This is a genomic window from Pseudomonas sp. m6p (assembly GCF_055760375.1).
Map to the genome: position 1 here is coordinate 5,727,922 of NZ_CM147084.1, position 18,225 is coordinate 5,746,146.

13 protein-coding genes are annotated in these 18,225 nt (G+C 61.0%); 7 read left to right on the top strand and 6 right to left on the bottom strand.

What is annotated here, in order from left to right:
• Positions 1–87 precede the first annotated feature (87 nt).
• Positions 88–987 (bottom strand): homocysteine S-methyltransferase family protein, encoded by a 900-nt coding sequence (locus ACYZUM_RS26200; protein ID WP_108184251.1) that lies wholly within the window; start codon positions 985–987, stop codon positions 88–90.
• Positions 988–1,097: 110 nt separating this feature from the next.
• Between ACYZUM_RS26200 and ACYZUM_RS26205 the strand changes: the two genes are divergently transcribed.
• From ACYZUM_RS26205 to ACYZUM_RS26215, 3 genes are all read left to right on the top strand, one after another.
• Entirely contained in the window at positions 1,098–1,919 is an 822-nt protein-coding gene (locus ACYZUM_RS26205; protein WP_108184252.1) for an ABC transporter substrate-binding protein, read from the top strand.
• Positions 1,916–2,752, top strand: coding sequence for an amino acid ABC transporter permease (locus ACYZUM_RS26210; protein WP_003229672.1), 837 nt, complete (start codon positions 1,916–1,918; stop codon positions 2,750–2,752). Before ACYZUM_RS26205 ends, ACYZUM_RS26210 begins: the two co-directional genes overlap by 4 nt.
• Before the next feature lie 259 nt (positions 2,753–3,011).
• On the top strand, positions 3,012–5,306 hold the full coding sequence (locus tag ACYZUM_RS26215; RefSeq protein WP_473061202.1) for an autotransporter domain-containing protein: 2,295 nt from the start codon (positions 3,012–3,014) through the stop codon (positions 5,304–5,306).
• A gap of 134 nt (positions 5,307–5,440) precedes the next feature.
• Here the strand turns inward: ACYZUM_RS26215 and oadA are convergent, their stop codons facing one another.
• Positions 5,441–7,249 carry a sodium-extruding oxaloacetate decarboxylase subunit alpha gene (gene oadA, locus ACYZUM_RS26220; RefSeq protein ID WP_108184254.1) on the bottom strand — a complete coding sequence of 603 codons (1,809 nt, stop codon included), beginning with the start codon at positions 7,247–7,249 and terminating at the stop codon, positions 5,441–5,443.
• Positions 7,250–7,260: 11 nt separating this feature from the next.
• Complete coding sequence (locus ACYZUM_RS26225; RefSeq protein WP_041073867.1) at positions 7,261–8,676, bottom strand: acetyl-CoA carboxylase biotin carboxylase subunit; 1,416 nt, start codon at positions 8,674–8,676, stop codon at positions 7,261–7,263.
• A gap of 190 nt (positions 8,677–8,866) precedes the next feature.
• Between ACYZUM_RS26225 and ACYZUM_RS26230 the strand changes: the two genes are divergently transcribed.
• Complete coding sequence (locus tag ACYZUM_RS26230) at positions 8,867–9,829, top strand: LysR family transcriptional regulator (protein WP_108184255.1); 963 nt, start codon at positions 8,867–8,869, stop codon at positions 9,827–9,829.
• Here ACYZUM_RS26230 and ACYZUM_RS26235 read toward each other — a convergent pair.
• The 3 genes from ACYZUM_RS26235 to ACYZUM_RS26245 form a co-directional block, all read right to left on the bottom strand.
• Complete coding sequence (locus ACYZUM_RS26235) at positions 9,771–9,983, bottom strand: PA3496 family putative envelope integrity protein (RefSeq protein ID WP_025112635.1); 213 nt, start codon at positions 9,981–9,983, stop codon at positions 9,771–9,773. The two genes, ACYZUM_RS26230 and ACYZUM_RS26235, sit on opposite strands and share 59 nt — an antisense overlap.
• Before the next feature lie 240 nt (positions 9,984–10,223).
• Entirely contained in the window at positions 10,224–11,090 is an 867-nt protein-coding gene (hexR, locus tag ACYZUM_RS26240) for a transcriptional regulator HexR (RefSeq protein ID WP_007962240.1), read from the bottom strand.
• 127 nt (positions 11,091–11,217) lie between these two features.
• Entirely contained in the window at positions 11,218–14,124 is a 2,907-nt protein-coding gene (locus tag ACYZUM_RS26245) for a GGDEF domain-containing phosphodiesterase (protein WP_108184256.1), read from the bottom strand.
• 225 nt (positions 14,125–14,349) lie between these two features.
• On the opposite strand from ACYZUM_RS26245, the gene uvrD reads away from it, so the two are divergent.
• The 3 genes from uvrD (at position 14,350) to ACYZUM_RS26260 (ending at position 18,167) form a co-directional block, all read left to right on the top strand.
• Entirely contained in the window at positions 14,350–16,533 is a 2,184-nt protein-coding gene (gene uvrD / locus ACYZUM_RS26250) for a DNA helicase II (protein ID WP_041073860.1), read from the top strand.
• Between the two features lie 141 nt (positions 16,534–16,674).
• Positions 16,675–17,115 carry an EamA family transporter gene (locus ACYZUM_RS26255; protein WP_027610340.1) on the top strand — a complete coding sequence of 147 codons (441 nt, stop codon included), beginning with the start codon at positions 16,675–16,677 and terminating at the stop codon, positions 17,113–17,115.
• A 176-nt stretch (positions 17,116–17,291) separates the two neighbouring features.
• Positions 17,292–18,167, top strand: coding sequence for a Tim44 domain-containing protein (locus ACYZUM_RS26260; RefSeq protein WP_041073858.1), 876 nt, complete (start codon positions 17,292–17,294; stop codon positions 18,165–18,167).
• Positions 18,168–18,225 lie beyond the last annotated feature (58 nt).

Below are 18,225 nucleotides of genomic sequence, written 5' to 3' on the forward strand. Positions count from 1 at the left end.
TCGTCAAAGCAAAATCGGCAGCTCCTACAGGGTGAACGTCAATCCCATGCAGGAGCTGCCGAAGGCTGCGATCTTTTGATCTGTTGTTTACCCCAGTTTCTGCGCCAGCACCGCAATGTGTTCCGGCCCGATCCCGCAACAACCGCCCAAATGGCTGGCGCCCCGCTGCTGCCAGTCAATCGCCCAGTGCAGATACCCCGGCGGATCCAGGTCATCGCGCAACGGATCGAGGCCGTCATTGGCCGTTGCCTCTTTCGGTTGCGGTGGAAATGCATTGGCATACGCGCCGATGTGAATCTGCACGCCCAGGCGTTCGAAGGTGGCGCGCGCTGCGTCAATCGCCGCGCCGATCACTTCCGGCTGGCTGCAGTTGAACAGCAGCGTCTCGACGCCCAGCTCCGCCGCCACGGCCGCTGCCTCAGCCACCGGCTCACCGGAACGCAGACGCGGTACTTCGTCGGTGTCTTCATCCTTCAAAGTAAACGACAGCCAGAACGGTTTGCCGTCCTGCGGCAGACCGGCACGAATGGAGCGCGCCTCGATGATCGAGCTCTGGGTTTCCGCCAGCCACAAATCGACATGCGGCGCCAGGCCGGTCACCAGTGGCGCCAGCAATTCGTTCACCCGCGTCGCTTCGAACAGGTCCGGGCGATAGGAGCCGAACAGCGGCGGCAACGAACCGGCCACTCGCACCGCTTTGCCCGACGCCTGCACCGCACGCTGTGCCAGCTCGCCCGCCAACGCCGCCAGAGCCTGGCCTTCAGCGGCAAACCGCGCCTCGCCGATATGAAACGGCACGACCGCATAACTGTTGCTGGTGATCACATTGGCGCCGCTGGCGATGTAGGCGGCGTGCACCGCTTCGACCGCTTGCGGCGCTTCGATCAGGGCCAGCGCCGACCACTCGGGCTGCCGAAACGGCGCCCCGGCGCGTTGCAACTCACGGCCCATGCCGCCATCGAGAATTACCGTGCTTGCTGTGCCCATATGCTTTTCGCTCATATGCTTATGAATATTTCTCACTACCAGAGTAGTTCTTATAACTATTTAATACGCACCATTCGGTTAATAACAACCCCTTTTTTCAGGTGTCGACTGTGAAACTTCAACCGCTACTGGCCCTGGGCCTGACGATTCTGGCCGCGTCCACTCAAGCCTTCGGCGGCGCCACACTCGATCGCGTCGAACAGAAAAAAGAGCTGGTCGGCGTGCTGATGGAAAGCTACCCGCCCTTCTCGTTTCTCAATGAGCAGAATCAACTGGACGGCTTCGACGTCGACGTCGCCAAAGCCGTCGCGGAAAAACTGGGGGTCAAGCTGCGCCTGGAAACGCCATCCTGGGACGTGATCGCTGCCGGTCGCTGGAGCGGGCGCTACGACATTTGCATCTGCTCCATGACCCCGAGCAAGGCCCGCGCCGAAGTGTTCGATTTCCCGGTCGAGTACTACGCCTCGCCCGCCGTGATCGTGGTCAACGCCAAGGACGATCGCATCCACGGCGCCAAGGACTTGAGCGGCAAGAAAGTCGGCCTGACCAGCGCCAGCAGCTACGAAAGTTATCTGAACAAGAATCTGGTCATTGAAGGCGCCGAAGACACGCGCCTGGAGTACCCGTTCGAGGATGTGCAGATCGCTCCGTACGATACCGACAACGTCGCCTTCCAGGATCTGGGCCTGGGCGCCGGTGTGCGCCTGGACGCCATCCTCACCAATCTGGTGACCGCGCAGCCGCGCCTGAATCAGGATCAGCGTTTCAAACTGGCCGGCACGCCGCTGTACTCGGAACCGAACTCGGTGGCCATCGAAAAGGGTGACGCCGAGTGGGACGCCAAAGTGCGCGAGGTATTCGCGCAACTCAAGCAGGACGGCACGCTGAGCAAGCTGTCGCAGAAATGGATCGGCGCCGATATCAGCCAATGACTGCCTTCCCGACACCTCCACAGCCGCCGCAACCGGTGGCTGAATCGCGCCTGCAACGGCTGTTCGGTTTCCGCACGCGCCTGTACCTGACCTGGGCGGCGATGTTCAGCCTGTTCGCCGGGTTTTTCCTGAGCTTCGATCTGAAGCTCTCGATCATCCTCGACAAGCTGCCGAACCTGCTCGGCGTGCACCTAGCGCCCAACGGCTTCCTGCAGGGCGCGGCGCTGACCCTGTTTCTTTGCGCGTGCGCCATCGTCGCTTCGTCTTTGCTGGGCTTCGTCACCGCCCTCGCGCGCCTGTCGAAAAGCGCCGTGGCATTCGGGATCGCCAGTTTCTACACCTCGTTCTTTCGCGGCACGCCGCTGCTGATCCAGATCCTGTTGATCTACCTCGGCCTGCCGCAACTGGGTGTCGTGCCCGGCGCGGTGGTCGCCGGGATCATTGCCCTGTCACTCAACTATGGCGCGTACCTGAGCGAGATTTTCCGCGCCGGCATTCTCGGCGTGCCCTACGGCCAACGCGAAGCTTCGCTGGCGCTGGGCATGCGCGAGAGCGTGATCTTCTGGCGCATCACCCTGCCCCAGGCGATGCGCACAATCATCCCGCCGACCACCAACCAGTTCATCTCGATGCTCAAGGACTCGTCACTGATCTCGGTGATGGGCGTCTGGGAAGTGATGTTTCTGGCGCAGTCCTACGGACGCTCGAGCTACCGCTACATCGAGATGCTGACCACGGCGGCGATCATTTACTGGCTGATGTCGATCGGTCTGGAGCTGATTCAGGCGCGCATGGAACGGCATTATGGCAAGGCTTATGTGCGGCGTAGCTGAGCTGATGCGTCGACAGACATCTACCACGGGCGGATCGAGCAGTGGCAGATGAGTTTCTGATCATTACCAGCGGCCAGTGACAACACAACTTGTAGGAAAGGGCAGCAGGCCGGCAGGACGTAATGCGCAAATCTGCGTTGATCCGGCCTTTTCCGCCGATCAAAACGACGTAGCCCGCAGCACCGGGCGATCCGGCTGACATCGGTGCCTGCAGCCTCCAACTTAGAGTTTGGCCTCCTTCCAAGAGAGGCTGAACTCGATGCCCGTTCAATTCCACTTTCGACCGAAACACCTGACACTGGCCATTACTCTGGCGATGGGATGTGCTGATCTGTCCATGGCTCAGGACACACCGCCCGACACTCAAGGCATCTCTCCCGCCCCCTCTGAAACGTTCAAATCAGCGATCAACGCTTTCGCCAATCATCCGGACACCGTCCAACTGAAGGTCAGCAAAGCGTATCCGGCGCAGGAAGGTGTAGCGCTGGCGCTCGATGGCCGCAACGATCTTGTCACCGTGCAATCTCGCGGCAGTTTCGCCGGTCTGGTCGACGGTGGCGGGGGCGACAATCTGCTGCAACTCGACGCGAACAAGAAAGGCGTGCTGGGTGAAACCCGTAACTTCAGCGGGCTGGAGGTCAGGCGCGGGAACTGGACCCGTAGCGGACCGGGTGATTTCAACATCGGCGTACTGGTCCATCCGAAGGCAATGCTGGTCAACGATGGGCAAATTCTGGGTACGGCAGTGACCGAGGGGATTCTGATCAACAAAGGAGCGATCAATGGCGGCGCCACTGTCGCGTCTGGCGGTGACCTGACCAACCAGGGCCTCATTGACGGCACGGTGGATATTCATGAAAACGCCCATATAGCCGGGAATGGTGCGGTAAATCATTTGAATGTGTACGGACGCATGACCGTCGACGATGTCTACGGCGCACCCAAGGTTTCGGGAGATCTGCGCCTGGCCCGTTCTGCCGTGCTGGCCTATGCCGTGGATGCCTCCGGCAACAGTCAGACGGTGGTCGTAAAAGGAACCGCTCATTTGGGTGACGCCACCCTGAAACTCGTCACCGCCGGCGACTATCTGCAAAGCAGTCAGCACACTGTTCTGCAAGCGGAAACGATTGAGGGACAGTTTGGCACCGTTGAAAACGATCTGGCATACATGACCCCGACGCTGCACTACGAAGCACAACGAGTGGGCTTGCTCTATGCCCGTAACGATGTGCGGCTCGAAAACCTTGCGACCACGCAGAATAGCCAGGCGCTCGCCCAGAGCATTGACGAGACACCCTCCCCATCTCAGCAACCTCAGCAACCTCAGCAACCTCAGCAACCTCAGCAACCTCAGCAACCTCAGCAACCTCAGCAACCTCAGCAACCTCAGCAACCTCAGCAACCTCAGCAACCTCAGCAACCTCAGCAACCTCAGCAACCTCAGCAACCTCAGCAACCTCAAGAGCCTGAGGCACTTCGCCAGACAAGCAAGGCCATCAGCGCGGCTACACCTCAAAATACTGCCGTCACGGCCCTGCTCGGTGCCAGCAAGCCGACGGCCAGCCTGGCCCTCGAACAACTCGCCGCCGGCAGCAACGCCAACCTCGCCAAAGCCACACTGAGCAGCGTCAATCCGCTCAGCGCCAGCATGCTTTCGGCCATGCATCAACTGGACAGCGGCAATGGCGCGCCAAGCTCTGGGAATGCACCGCGCCTGACGGCTGGTGGCGAAGGCAAAGGGCGGGTCTGGCTGCAAACGCTCGGGCATCGCGGCCAGGTTGATCGTGACGCCGCCAGTGTTCTGAAGCATTCCACCCAAGGTCTGGTCATGGGGGCGGACTGGCGAATCGACGAACAATGGCATGTCGGCCTGATGGGTGCAAAAGCGCAAACCCGCTTCGATGCCCAACAGTTCGACGGTGATCTCGACAGCTGGCACCTCGGCGCCTACGCGCTGCGTCAGGATGGCCCGTTCGCCTTGCGCTTGGGCGCCTCGTACGGCAGCCATGACGGCAGCGGCAAACGTCGCGTCGCCTTCAATGGTTTCAGCGATCGGCTCAAGAGCCGCTATGACGCCAGCACCCAGCACGCCTTTGCCGAAGTCGGCTACAACCTCGGTCGTGGCGACGTCAGCATCGAGCCGTTCGCCAGCGTCGGTTATCAACGCTATCAACGTGACGGCTACACCGAGAACGGTGGCGATGCGGCGCTCAAGGTTCAGGGTCAGACCCAGGCGAATCCGAGCAGCACCCTCGGCCTGCGCCTGGCGAACACCAGCCAGCTGTCCAACGGTATGCAACTGACGCCGCGTTTGAGCGCGAGCGTGAAACACACCTACGGCGATCTGGATAACGTAACGCGCCAGCACCTGGTCAAGGGTGGCAAAAGCTTTGAAGTCACTGGCGCCGAGATGGATCGCAACAGCTTCACGCTGGATGCAGGTCTGGATCTGACCCTGTCCGCCCGTAACACTCTAGGCATTGGCCTCAGCGGCGAGGCCGGCAACGATAGCCGCAGTTACGGCGTGACAGGCCAGTGGCGCATGGCGTTCTGACACAACGCTACGTGTAGGAGCTGCCGCAGGCCCGAGCCTGCGGCAGCCCCTACAAAGAACAGCATATTGCAGGCGAAAAAAAAGGGGAGCACATGCCCCCCCGAGGTTTAAAGCGTTGGATCGCGGCGGTTATCTCAGCCTTCGATCTCGATCAGGATTTCGCCCGGGTTGACCCGGTCGCCCTTGGCCACATGAATGGCGGTGACCTTGCCGGCAATCGCTGCCTGGACTTCGGTTTCCATCTTCATCGCTTCGGTGATCAATACAGCCTGGCCAGCCTTGACGGTGTCGCCCTCCTTGACCAGCACATCGACGATGTTGCCTGGCATGGTGGTGCTGACATGGCCCGGTGCCGACGCCTGCTTGCGTTTGCTGCTGCCACCGCCGACAAATTCGTTGAGCGGTTCGAACACCACTTCTTCCGGCATGCCATCGATGGACAGGTAGAAGTGACGCTTGCCTTCGGCCTTCACGCCGACACCGGTGATGTCGACGCGGTAGGTTTCGCCGTGGACGTCGATGACAAACTCGGTCGGCACGCCTTCGCCGCCGGCCTTCGCCACACCACCGGCCTCAGGGATCGGCAACAGCACTTCCGGAACGAGGGTGCCGGCGGCACGCTCTTCGAGGAATTTGCGGCCGATGTCCGGGAACATGGCGAAAGTCAGCACGTCTTCTTCGGACTTGGCCAGTGCGCCGATGTCGGCACGCAGCTTGGTCATCTCCGGCTTGAGCAGATCGGCCGGACGTACATCGATCACCTCTTCACTGCCGATGGCCTGACGACGCAGTTTTTCATTCACCACGCCCGGCGCCTTGCCGTAACCGCCCTGCAGGTACAGCTTCACTTCGTTGGTGATGGTTTTGTAGCGCTCGCCGGCCAGCACGTTGAAGAACGCCTGGGTGCCTACGATCTGCGACGTCGGAGTCACCAGCGGCGGGAAGCCGAGGTCTTCACGTACCCGCGGAATTTCCGCCAGCACTTCGGCCATGCGGTTCAGCGCGCCCTGCTCTTTCAGCTGGTTGGCAAGGTTGGAGATCATCCCGCCCGGCACCTGATTGACTTGCACACGGGTATCGACTGCGGTGAATTCGCTTTCGAACTGGTGGTACTTCTTGCGTACGGCGTAGAAGTACAGACCGATTTCCTGCAGCAGCTCCAGGTCCAGACCGGTGTCGTACTCGGTGCCTTTGAGCGCAGCAACCATCGACTCGGTGCCCGGATGGCTGGTGCCCGAGGCGAAGCTGGAGATCGCGGTGTCGATGTGGTCGGCGCCGTTTTCGATGGCTTTCAATTGGCACATCGCCGCCAGACCAGCCGTGTCATGCGAGTGGATGAACACTGGCAGCGATTGCTCGGCCTTCAACGCTCGCACCAGTTCACCGGTGGCATATGGCGTGAGCAGACCGGCCATGTCCTTGATCGCCACCGAGTCGCAACCCATGGCTTCCATCTGCTTGGCCTGCGCCACGAACGCGTCGATGGTGTGCACCGGGCTGGTGGTGTAGGCGATGGTGCCCTGAGCGTGTTTGCCGGCAGCCTTCACCGCTTCGATCGCTACGCGCAGGTTACGCACGTCGTTCATTGCGTCGAAGATGCGGAATACGTCGATGCCATTGACCGCGGCCTTGGCGACAAAGGCTTTGACCACGTCATCGCTGTAATGGCGGTAGCCGAGCAGGTTCTGCCCGCGCAGAAGCATTTGCAGGCGGGTGTTGGGCAGCGCGGCGCGCAGTTGGCGCAGGCGTTCCCACGGGTCTTCTTTCAGAAAGCGTACGCAGGCGTCGAACGTCGCGCCGCCCCAGCATTCCAGCGACCAGTAGCCGACTTTGTCGAGCTTGTCGCAGATCGGCAGCATGTCTTCAGTGCGCATGCGGGTGGCGAGCAGCGATTGGTGAGCGTCGCGCAGGATGGTATCGGTAACGAAGATCTTCTTGCTCATTCTTATATTCCTCACAGGCCTGCGTGGGCGGCGATGGCGGCGGCGATGGCCAGGGCCAGCTCTTCGGGTTTGCGCTTGATCGAGTAGTTGGTCAGTTCAGGGTGGCTTTCAACGAAGCTGGTATTGAACTGGCCGCTACGGAATTCCGGGTTGCGCAGGATTTCCTGGTAGTACGCGGCGGTGGTCTTCACGCCTTGCAGGCGCATGTCGTCCAGCGCCCGCAGGCCACGGTCCATCGCCTCTTCCCAGGTCAACGCCCAGACCACCAGTTTCAGGCACATCGAATCGTAGAACGGCGGAATGGTGTAACCGGTATAGATCGCCGTGTCGGTGCGTACGCCCGGGCCGCCGGGAGCGTAGTAACGGGTGATCTTGCCGAAGCTCGGCAGGAAGTTGTTTTTCGGGTCTTCGGCGTTGATGCGGAACTGCAACGCAAAACCACGGTGCTGGATGTCTTCCTGTTTCACCGACAGCGGCAGGCCGGAGGCGATGCGGATCTGTTCGCGGACGATGTCGATCCCGGTGATTTCTTCGGTGATGGTGTGCTCCACCTGGACCCGGGTGTTCATCTCCATGAAGTACACCTCGCCCTCGGCGAGCAGGAACTCCACGGTGCCGGCGTTCTCGTAACCCACAGCCTTGGCCGCACGCACCGACAGGTCGCCGATGTAGGCGCGCTGTTCCGGGGTCAGTTGCGGGCTCGGGGCGATCTCGATCAGCTTCTGGTTGCGGCGCTGGATCGAGCAGTCACGCTCGAACAAGTGCACGACATTGCCGAAGCTGTCGCCGAGGATCTGCGCTTCGATGTGTTTCGGGTTGACGATGCATTTTTCCAGGAACACTTCCGCCGAACCGAAAGCCTTGGTCGCTTCGGAAATCACCCGAGGGAAATTCTGTTCGAGTTCTTCGCGGCTGTTGCAGCGACGGATGCCGCGCCCGCCACCACCAGAGGTAGCTTTAAGCATCACCGGATAACCGATGCGGTCGCCTTCGGCCAAGGCTTCTTCGATACCGGAGACGTTGCCTTCGGTGCCTGGGGTGACGGGTACGCCGGCCTTGATCATGCTGCGCCGGGCTTCGGTCTTGTCGCCCATGCGGCGAATGACTTCCGCCGATGGGCCAATGAACTTGATTCCGCGTTCGGCGCAGATGTCTGCCAGCTCGGCATTTTCCGACAGGAAGCCGTAACCGGGATGCAATGCATCGCAACCGGTTTCCACCGCCAGGTTCACCAGCTTGCGCGGGTTGAGGTAACCGGCCAGTGGCTCGGCACCGATGCTGTGGGCTTCGTCCGCACGCTTCACATGCAAGGCATGCCGGTCGGCGTCGGAAAAAATCGCAACCGAGCGAATGCCCATTTCGGCGCAGGCCCGCACGATTCGTACGGCAATCTCACCACGGTTGGCGATCAGGATCTTTGTTATCACTTGGAGGTTCCCTTGAGCCGGTGGCACCACGACCTGCTAGACCCAGGTCGACGCGTGACTAAATGTTTCAATTTAGTCGCAGCCCCACACTAGCGCTCGCAAGGGATTAACAAAAATGAATAAAAATTGGGTCAGGCATAAGCAAAGACTTATAGTTAAACCATCAGCCTGCCGTCAGAGCCTATAAGAAATGCGTAAGTCCTTGATGCGTATGACATTACGCCAATTGCAGATCTTCAACGAAGTGTGTGATTTACGTTCCTACAGCCGTGCCGCCGATGAAATGTCTCTGACACAACCGGCCGTGAGCCTACAGATTCGTCAGCTGGAAGAGCTGATCGGCCAGCCATTATTCGATTACGTCGGCAAAAAACTCTACATGACCGAGGCCGCCGAAGCCCTGCAGCGTGCCAGCCGGGACATCTTCGGCCGCCTGGAAAACCTCGACATGCAGCTGTCGGACATGCAGGGCTCGCTGCAAGGCCAGTTGAAGCTGGCCGTGGAATCCAGTGCCAAATACTTCGTGCCGCACCTGTTCGCCGCGTTCAAGCGCCAGCACCCGGAAGTGAACCTGCAGCTGACTGTGGTCAACCGCGGCCAGGTGATTCGCCGCCTCTCGGACAACCGCGATGATCTGGTGATCATGTCGATGGTGCCGCAGGACATGGGGCTGGAGTTTCTGCCGTTTCTGAACAACCCGATTGTCGCCGTGGCGCGCCCGAACCATCCGCTGGCGCACATGGGGCCGCTGCGCCTGCAGGATCTTGAGCCTTACACGCTGCTGATCCGCGAACCGGGTTCAGGTACGCGATTGGCCTGTGAAGAGTATTTCAAAGAGAAACGCGTGCACTTCACCCAGACTCAGGAAGTGGCCTCGGCCGAAGCTCAACGTGAATGCGTCGTGGCGGGTCTGGGCCTGGCGCTGTTGACGCGCCACGCCCTGAACCTGGAACTGGCGACCGGCGGCCTGGTGGAGCTGCCGGTCGAAGAGTTGCCGCTGTTTCGCAGCTGGTGTCTGGTGCAAGCCAAGGCCAAACGGCTGTCACCGGTAGCGCATGCCTTCCTGGCGTTTATCCGCAGCGAGCGGGTGCAGATCAGCGCGCTGGTTGAGCGCTTCGACGGGAAACTGCCGGTGCGGCCTGCCAGTAGTTGAGTTCGATGTCCTCGGGAAAATCGCTGATTTCGCTCTGAAGCTGACGGAGTTCGAAGCGATCTTCGATGGCGCGACGGAATTCCATGCGGCGCTGGTCTTCCTGCTGACGACGGGTTTTCGCGGCGCTGTTGCGTTCTTCGTAGGGCTGAGCCATTTCGAGTCTCCCAAGGCGAGTACGGGAGTTTCACGATAGGCGTGGGGGATGACGGTTTGGCTGCGCGGGGATGACAGTGCGATGAAAGTTGCGCAGGGTTGTGGTGTTTCTGAGGACGCCTTCGCGAGCAGGCTCGCTCCCACAGTGGATTTTCTGTGAACACAAATTTTGTGTCACACCGAGCTCAAATGTGGGAGCGAGCCTGCTCGCGATTAAGGTCGGAACGACCTTACGATGACTTTAGTCATCGAGGGCTTTCACGGCTTTGGGCGACAACCGCAAGCTACGCAAACTGCGTTTCACACTCTTGAGATGGTTGACCAGACTCGGCCCACGCGCCATCGCCACGCCCATCGCCAGCACGTCGATCACCACCAGATGCGCAATGCGCGAGGTCAGCGGTGTGTAGATCTCGGTGTCTTCGTGTACATCGATTGCCAGGTTGACCGTCGACAGCTCGGCCAACGGTGTCTGACTCGGGCACAAAGTGATCAGCGAGGCGCCGCTCTCGCGCACCAGGTTGGCAGTGATCAGCAGATCCTTGGAACGCCCGGACTGGGAAATGCAGATCGCCACGTCGGTCGGCTTCAAGGTCACCGCCGACATCGCCTGCATGTGCGGGTCGGAATACGCCGCAGCGGTCAGCAGCAGACGGAAGAACTTGTGCTGCGCATCCGCCGCCACCGCGCCCGACGCACCAAAGCCGTAGAACTCGACGCGCTGCGCCTGGGACATCAGCGTCACGGCACGCTGCAATTCCACCGGATCGAGCTTCTCGCGAACCTCCATCAGCGTATGCAATGTGGTGTCGAAAATTTTCAGGCTGTAGTCGGCGACCGAGTCGTCTTCATGGATCGCGAACTGGCCGAAGCTGGCACCGGCGGCCAGGCTCTGCGCCAGTTTGAGCTTGAGATCCTGAAACCCGGAGCAGCCAATGGCCCGGCAGAAGCGCACGATGGTCGGTTCGCTGATGCCGACGCTGTGGGCCAGGTCGGCCATGGAACTGTGCATCACCGCCGCAGGGTCAAGCAGCACGTGGTCGGCGACCTTGAGCTCCGACTTGCGTAACAGGTGACGTGACTGGGCGATGTGTTGCAGCAGATTCAAGGGGCTGGACTCTTCTTATGGGCAAGGATGTAGCACGCTTGTAGTTATACTACATGAATTGGCTTTTTGCCTGCTCAATGCGTAACTCCATGTCCCCATATCAGGCGCGATGGAGTGCATGTAGCCCTTAAAGCGGTTTTTCCTGTTCGCGCAACAGCCCGGCCAGACGGTCGGCCTCCACCGGACGACTGATCAGATAACCCTGCACTTCGTCGCAGCGCTCGACGCGTAGAAACTCCAGTTGTTCCTGCCGCTCGACACCTTCGGCCACCACTTTTAACGACAGCCCGTGAGCCATGGCGATGATCGCTCGGGTGATCGCCGCATCCTCACTGCCCTGCCCCAGCCCGCGAATGAACGCCTGATCGATCTTCACGTAATCCACCGGAATCCGTTTGAGGTAACTCAGCGACGAATAGCCGGTGCCGAAATCGTCGATCGCCAGCTTCACCCCCAGATCGCGCAGTTGCTGGAAGGTCGCGATGATGTGTTCGACGCTGTCGAGCAACTGGCTTTCGGTGAGTTCCAGTTCGAGGTAGTGCGGCGCCAGCCCGGTTTCTTCCAGCACCTGGCGCACCAGGCTGACCAGTTTGCCCTGCCGCAGTTGATGCACCGACAGGTTCACCGATACCCGAATCGGCGCCAGCCCCTGGCGCTGCCATTCGCACGCCTGCCAGCAAGCCTGGCGCAGCACGAATTCGCCAATCGGGCCGATCAGTCCGGTTTCCTCGGCCAGGCCGATAAAGTCCCCCGGCGGCACCCGGCCCATGGTCGGATGATCCCAGCGCACCAGCGCTTCCGCCGCATTCAGGCGCCCGGTTTGCAGGCACAGCTTCGGCTGGTAGAACACCTTGAGCTGCTTGTCTTCGATGGCTTTGCGCAACTGGTTCTCCAGTTGCAGACGCTCAAGGGTGCTGGCCTGCAAGCTGTCGGTGTAGAACTGGAAACTGTTGCCGCCCAGGTGCTTGGCGTGTTGCATGGCCATGTTCGACTGACTGACCAGCGCGGAAATCTCTCGGGCGTTGTCCGGCAGCATGCTGATGCCCATCGAGGCACTGACCACCAGTTCATGCCCTTCGACCGTCAACGGCAGGCGCAGCTTGCTCGACAGCCGCGTGGCGACCCGTGCCAGGCTCGACAGGTTGCCGTAAGCATCGAACAGCACGGCAAACTCGTCACCGGACAGTCGCGCGATGGTGTCAGCCTCCGGCAATGCATTGACCAGGCGTCGGGCCATTTTCTGCAGCAGTTGGTCCGCGACCTCGTGACCGAGGCTGTCGTTGAGCAGCTTGAAGCGATCGAGATTGATGTGCAGCAGCGCCAGACTGCGCCGGCCGCCCTGACGCACGCGCTGATGGGCTTCGTGCAGGCGCTCGCGGAACAGCGAACGATTGGCCAGCCCGGTCAGCTCATCGTAATGCGTCAGGAAGCGCATACGCTCCTCGGATTCGCGTCGCGCGGAAAGATCGGCGAAGAAGCCGACGATATGGCTGACATTTCCCCGACTGTCGCGCACCGCATTGAGTTGCAGCCACTGCGGATACAGCTCGCCGTTCTTGCGGGTTTCCACCAGTTCGCCCTGCCAGCTGCCGTGCTGCTCCAGCGCGTGGCGGATCGAAACGTAATGTCGCCGCGCATCACGACTGCACGGCAGCTCGACGACATTACGCCCGAGCATGTCTTCGATGTCATAACCGGTGACCCGGCTGAACGCCTGATTGATCGCGATCAGCGCGTAGTTCGGGTCGAGAATGACGATGCCTTCGCTGGCCGCTTCGAACACCGTGGCCGCCAGTCGCTGCTGTTCTTCAAGGCTTTTGCTCGCGCTGATGTCGCGCCGGGTACCGACCATGCGGATCACCCGGCCACTGTCACTGCGCTCCACAGCGCGGCCGCGGTCTTCGATCCATACCCAATGGCCGTCACCGTGCCGTACGCGGTATTCGATCTGATAGTCCTCGGAGCGCCCTTTCAGGTGTTCGATCAGCGCCTGCTTGAGTCCGGGCACATCCTCGGGGTGCAGGCGTGGCTTGAGGTCGCGCAGGATCGCCGTGACATATTCAGGCGCGAGGCCGAACAGCTCCTGAATCTGCGTGTGGTGGACTTCGTCGGTTTGCAGATTCCAGTCCCACAGCCCCAGTTCACTGGCCTTCAACGCCAGGGCCAGCCGGGCTTCGCTTTTGCTCAGCGCCTGGTTGGCCACGTCCAGTTCGCGGCTGCGCTGCGCCACCCGGTCTTCCAGCTCGACCTGCGCCTCACGCAATTGGCCCTCGGCGCAGCGCCGCTGTTCGATCTCTTTGGCCAGCGCCTGATTGAGCTGCTCGCTGCGGTTCTGCGCCTGCTGCAGGTGTTCGATCAGGTGCTGGTTCTGAAAACGCCGCAGCAAGCCGCGGTCGATCAGCCGATTGACCTGCCATGCCACCACACTCAGTGAGCCGAGCAGAATCAGCCCGAGCCAGCCCCAGCCGCGTGCCTGTTCGTCGCCGCCCCAGAACAGGTAGCCGATCGCCGGCAGCAGGCACGGCAAGGTAAAGGACAGAAACGCCGGCAGGCTGACGGCATAAGCAACGCTGGCCGACAATGTCGCGGCGCCGATCAGGCCGAACACCCAGGCTTGCTGCATGAAGTTGTCGGCGGGCACCAGCGCGATGCCGGCGCCAGCCAGCGTCAGGCCGGTCATGGTCGAGCCGAGCAGGAACATGCGGAACCAGATCGGCTGGGCCTGACGGTCCGGGATCGCCGAATCGAACGCGGCGACCTGGATCACCCGCAGCGCCACCAGCGACAACAACCAGACCAGCCAGATGCTGACCACGAAATAGCGCTGCGGGCTCCAGAGCAAAGCGGCGCAGACCAGACCATTGAGCAACATGAACATCGTCGGCAGCAGCGAGCCCTGATACAGCAGGCGCGTGCGTTCGACCGCCATTTCGACGGCGTAATGCTTGCGGATGACCCGGGGTTCCACAGAGGGGCCCGACAGGTCTGAGCTGAGGGTCTTGTGCAATGTTGTTGTTCTTATAAGAGTGAGCATTGGGCCCGAAACGTGGACGGAGCATACACAAGCAGACCCCGTTGCCAAACTGCTCCAGATCATAATTTGCCGGAAACTTTTCCCGTCCGATCACCGGCAAAACCCGCAAAGCGAGGCGGGCCGAAGCCTGTAGCCAGTGACCGACCGGTCGTCATCGGCGGCGCTTTCATCGGCTAATGCAAAGCTCGGTTTGCCCGGGCCTGCGGCGCACCCTAGAATGCCCCGATGCGCGATGATCTCTCCCTTCTGCTGAACTCCCTCAACGATGCCCAACGCCAGGCCGTAGCAGCCCCCGTTGGCCGTCAGTTGGTCCTGGCCGGTGCCGGTTCCGGTAAAACCCGAGTGCTGGTGCACCGTATCGCCTGGTTGATCCAGGTCGAAAACGCCTCGCCCCACTCCATTCTGTCGGTGACCTTCACCAACAAGGCCGCTGCCGAGATGCGTCACCGCATCGAGCAGTTGCTGGGTATCAACCCGGCCGGCATGTGGGTCGGCACCTTCCACGGCCTGGCGCACCGCCTGTTGCGGGCGCACTGGCAGGAAGCCGGGTTGAGCCAGACTTTCCAGATTCTTGACAGCGACGACCAGCAACGCCTGGTCAAGCGGGTGATCCGCGAGCTGGGGCTGGACGAACAACGCTGGCCAGCCCGGCAGGCCCAGTGGTTCATCAACGGGCAGAAAGACGAAGGTCTGCGCCCACAGCACATTCAGGCCAGCGGCGACTTGTACCTGGCGACCATGCGCGGCATCTATGAAGCCTACGAGGCGGCCTGCCAGCGCGCCGGCGTCATCGACTTCTCCGAACTGCTGCTGCGCGCCCTCGACCTGTGGCGCGATCACCCGGGTCTGCTGGCGCACTATCAAAAGCGCTTCCGCCACATCCTCGTCGACGAGTTTCAGGACACCAACGCCGTGCAGTACGCCTGGTTGCGCCTGCTCGGCAAGGGCGGTGACAGCCTGATGGTGGTCGGCGACGACGATCAGTCGATCTACGGCTGGCGCGGGGCGAAAATCGAGAACATTCATCAGTACTCGTCCGACTTCCCGGATTCGGTGACCATCCGCCTGGAGCAGAACTACCGCTCCACCGCCGGCATCCTCAAAGCGGCCAACGCCTTGATCGCCAACAACACCGGACGCCTCGGCAAAGAGCTGTGGACCGACGGTGGCGATGGCGAAGCGATCAACCTGTATGCCGCGTTCAACGAACACGACGAAGCACGCTATGTTGTCGAAACCATCGAAAGCGCGCTGAAAACCGGCCTGGCTCGCAGCGACATCGCGATTCTTTACCGCTCCAACGCCCAATCGCGCGTTTTGGAAGAAGCCTTGCTGCGCGAGCGCATTCCGTACCGCATCTATGGCGGCCAGCGCTTCTTCGAGCGCGCGGAAATCAAGAACGCCATGGCCTACCTGCGTTTGCTGGAAGGTCGCGGCAACGATGCCGCGCTGGAGCGGGTGATCAACGTCCCGGCCCGTGGCATTGGCGAGAAAACCGTCGAGGCGATCCGCGACCATGCCCGTCACAGCGATGTGTCGATGTGGGAAGCGATGCGCCAACTGGTCGCCAATAAAGGCCTGACCGGTCGTGCTGCCGGCGCCTTGGGGGCGTTTATCGAGCTGATCGAAAATCTCGCTGCCAAGTGCATGGAGATGCCGTTGCATTTGATGACCCAGACCGTCATCGAGCAATCGGGGCTGATCGCCTATCACGAAGCGGAAAAAGGCGAGAAAGGCCAGGCCCGGGTAGAAAACCTTGAGGAACTGGTCAGCGCCGCGCGCAACTTCGAAAACACCGAAGAAGACGAAGAGCTGACGCCACTGGCGGCATTCCTCGGCCACGCGTCGCTGGAAGCCGGCGACACTCAGGCCGACGAGCATGAAGACAGCATTCAACTGATGACCCTGCACAGCGCCAAAGGCCTGGAATTCCCTTACGTGTTCCTGGTGGGCATGGAAGAAGGCCTGTTCCCGCACAAGATGAGCCTGGAAGAACCGGGGCGCCTTGAAGAGGAACGCCGTCTGGCCTACGTCGGCATCACCCGCGCCATGCAGAACCTGGTGATGACCTATGCTGAAACCCGACGCCTGTACGGCAGCGAGACCTACAACAAGGTTTCGCGTTTCGTCCGTGAAGTGCCGAAGGGGCTGATTCAGGAAGTGCGCCTGTCGAACAGTGTCAGCCGACCGTTCGGCGGCAACCAGTCGATGAGCGGCAGCAACCTGTTCAGCGGTAGCGAGATCCCGGAAACCGGCTTCAGCCTGGGTCAGGCAGTGCGCCATTCAATCTTCGGCGACGGCGTGATCCTCAACTTCGAAGGTTCCGGCGCGCAGGCACGGGTGCAGGTGAATTTCAGCGAAGGCAGCAAGTGGCTGATGCTGGGGTACGCCAAGCTGGAAGCGATCTGACGCCGTTTTCGCTTTTCTGTGGGAGCGAGCCTGCTCGCGAATGACATCACCGTGGTTGATCTGATAAACCGCAGTGTGGCTTTCGCGAGCAGGCTCGCTCCCACAGGGGTCGGCGTTGGATGATCTAACAAGGACATATCCATGGGCTCAGGCTTCTTCTCTTCCTGGACATTCTGGGCTTTGCTCTCGGCGACGTTCGCCGCGCTGACGGCGATCTTTGCCAAGATCGGCATCGAAAACGTCAATTCTGACTTCGCCACTCTGCTGCGTACTATCGTGGTACTGGTCAGTCTGGCCTTGATTTTGTACGCGACGGGCCAATATCAGTCATTGGGATCAATTTCCGCCAAGAGCTACCTGTTCCTGCTGTTGTCCGGCCTGGGTACCGGCGCGTCGTGGCTGTGCTACTTCCGCGCGCTGAAAGTCGGCCCGGCTTCGCTGGTCGCGCCAGTGGACAAGCTCAGCGTGGTACTGGTGGCGGTGCTCGGCGTGATCCTGCTGGGCGAGAAACTCGACCTGCGCCAATGGGGCGGTATCGGCTTGATCACCGCGGGTGTAGTGATGTTGGCGTTGCGTCGATAAGCAGGTTTCCCGCTGAACCTATCCCATTTTCCTACAGACAAAAGTACATGGCCTGATTGCTTCGACGGAGCTGAACGTAACCTGTCAGGCAAAAGCCCGAAACACTCTCTCGCTAGCCAGTAACACTTCAGCTGTGCAACATGGCGCGCGTGTCTCCACAAACGGGAATTCCCTTTATGAAACGTTTTCTTAGCATCGCCATGGCGTTGTGCATCGGCCTGACGATGAGCCTCGACGCCAACGCCAAGCGCTTTGGTGGTGGCAAAAGTGCCGGCGCTGCGCCGACGCACCAGACCAGCCAGATGGCTCCTTCTTCCCCAGGCATGGGCGGCGCAGCAGCGACCGCTGGTGCAGCCGGCGCTGCCGGTGCCGCGGCCAAGGCTGGCGGCGCTTCGAAATGGCTCGGCCCTCTGGCCGGTATCGCCGCCGGTGGTCTGCTCGCGTCCATGTTCATGGGCGGCGGCTTCCAGGGCATGCAGATCTTCGACATCCTGATCATGGCCGTGATCGCGTTCGTGATCTTCCGCTTCATCGCCGCTCGTCGACGCAAGCAGCAGGAGCACCTGGCTCCGGCCGGCGCGCCGATGCAGCGTGAAGTATTCGAACAGAAGCCTGCTGCCATGGGTTCGATCTTCGGTGGTTCGGCTGCTCCGGCTGCCGCTCGTCCGGTGATCAACGCGCCAGCCTGGTTCAACGAACAGCGCTTCCTTGAAGCCGCGCGCAGCCACTTCCAGTCGCTGCAGCAGCACTGGGACGCCAACGAAATGGACAAGATCGCCGAGTTCGTGACCCCGCAGATGCTCGAGTTCCTCAAGCGTGAGCGTGCGGATCTGGGCGACGGCTTCCAGTCGACCTACATCGACAACCTGCAAGTGCAGCTGGACGGCGTGGATGATCGCGCCGACAAGACCATCGCCACCCTGACCTTCAGCGGCGTGTCGAAGACCTCGCGTTTCGACCAGGGCGAAGTGTTCAGCGAGAGCTGGAACATGGAACGTCCACAGGGCGAGAACCAGCCTTGGCTGGTGGCCGGTATCCGCCAGAACGGCTGATCCCCATCGCGTTACGCATGTGGTAATAAAACCCCGGCTCAGGCCGGGGTTTTCTATT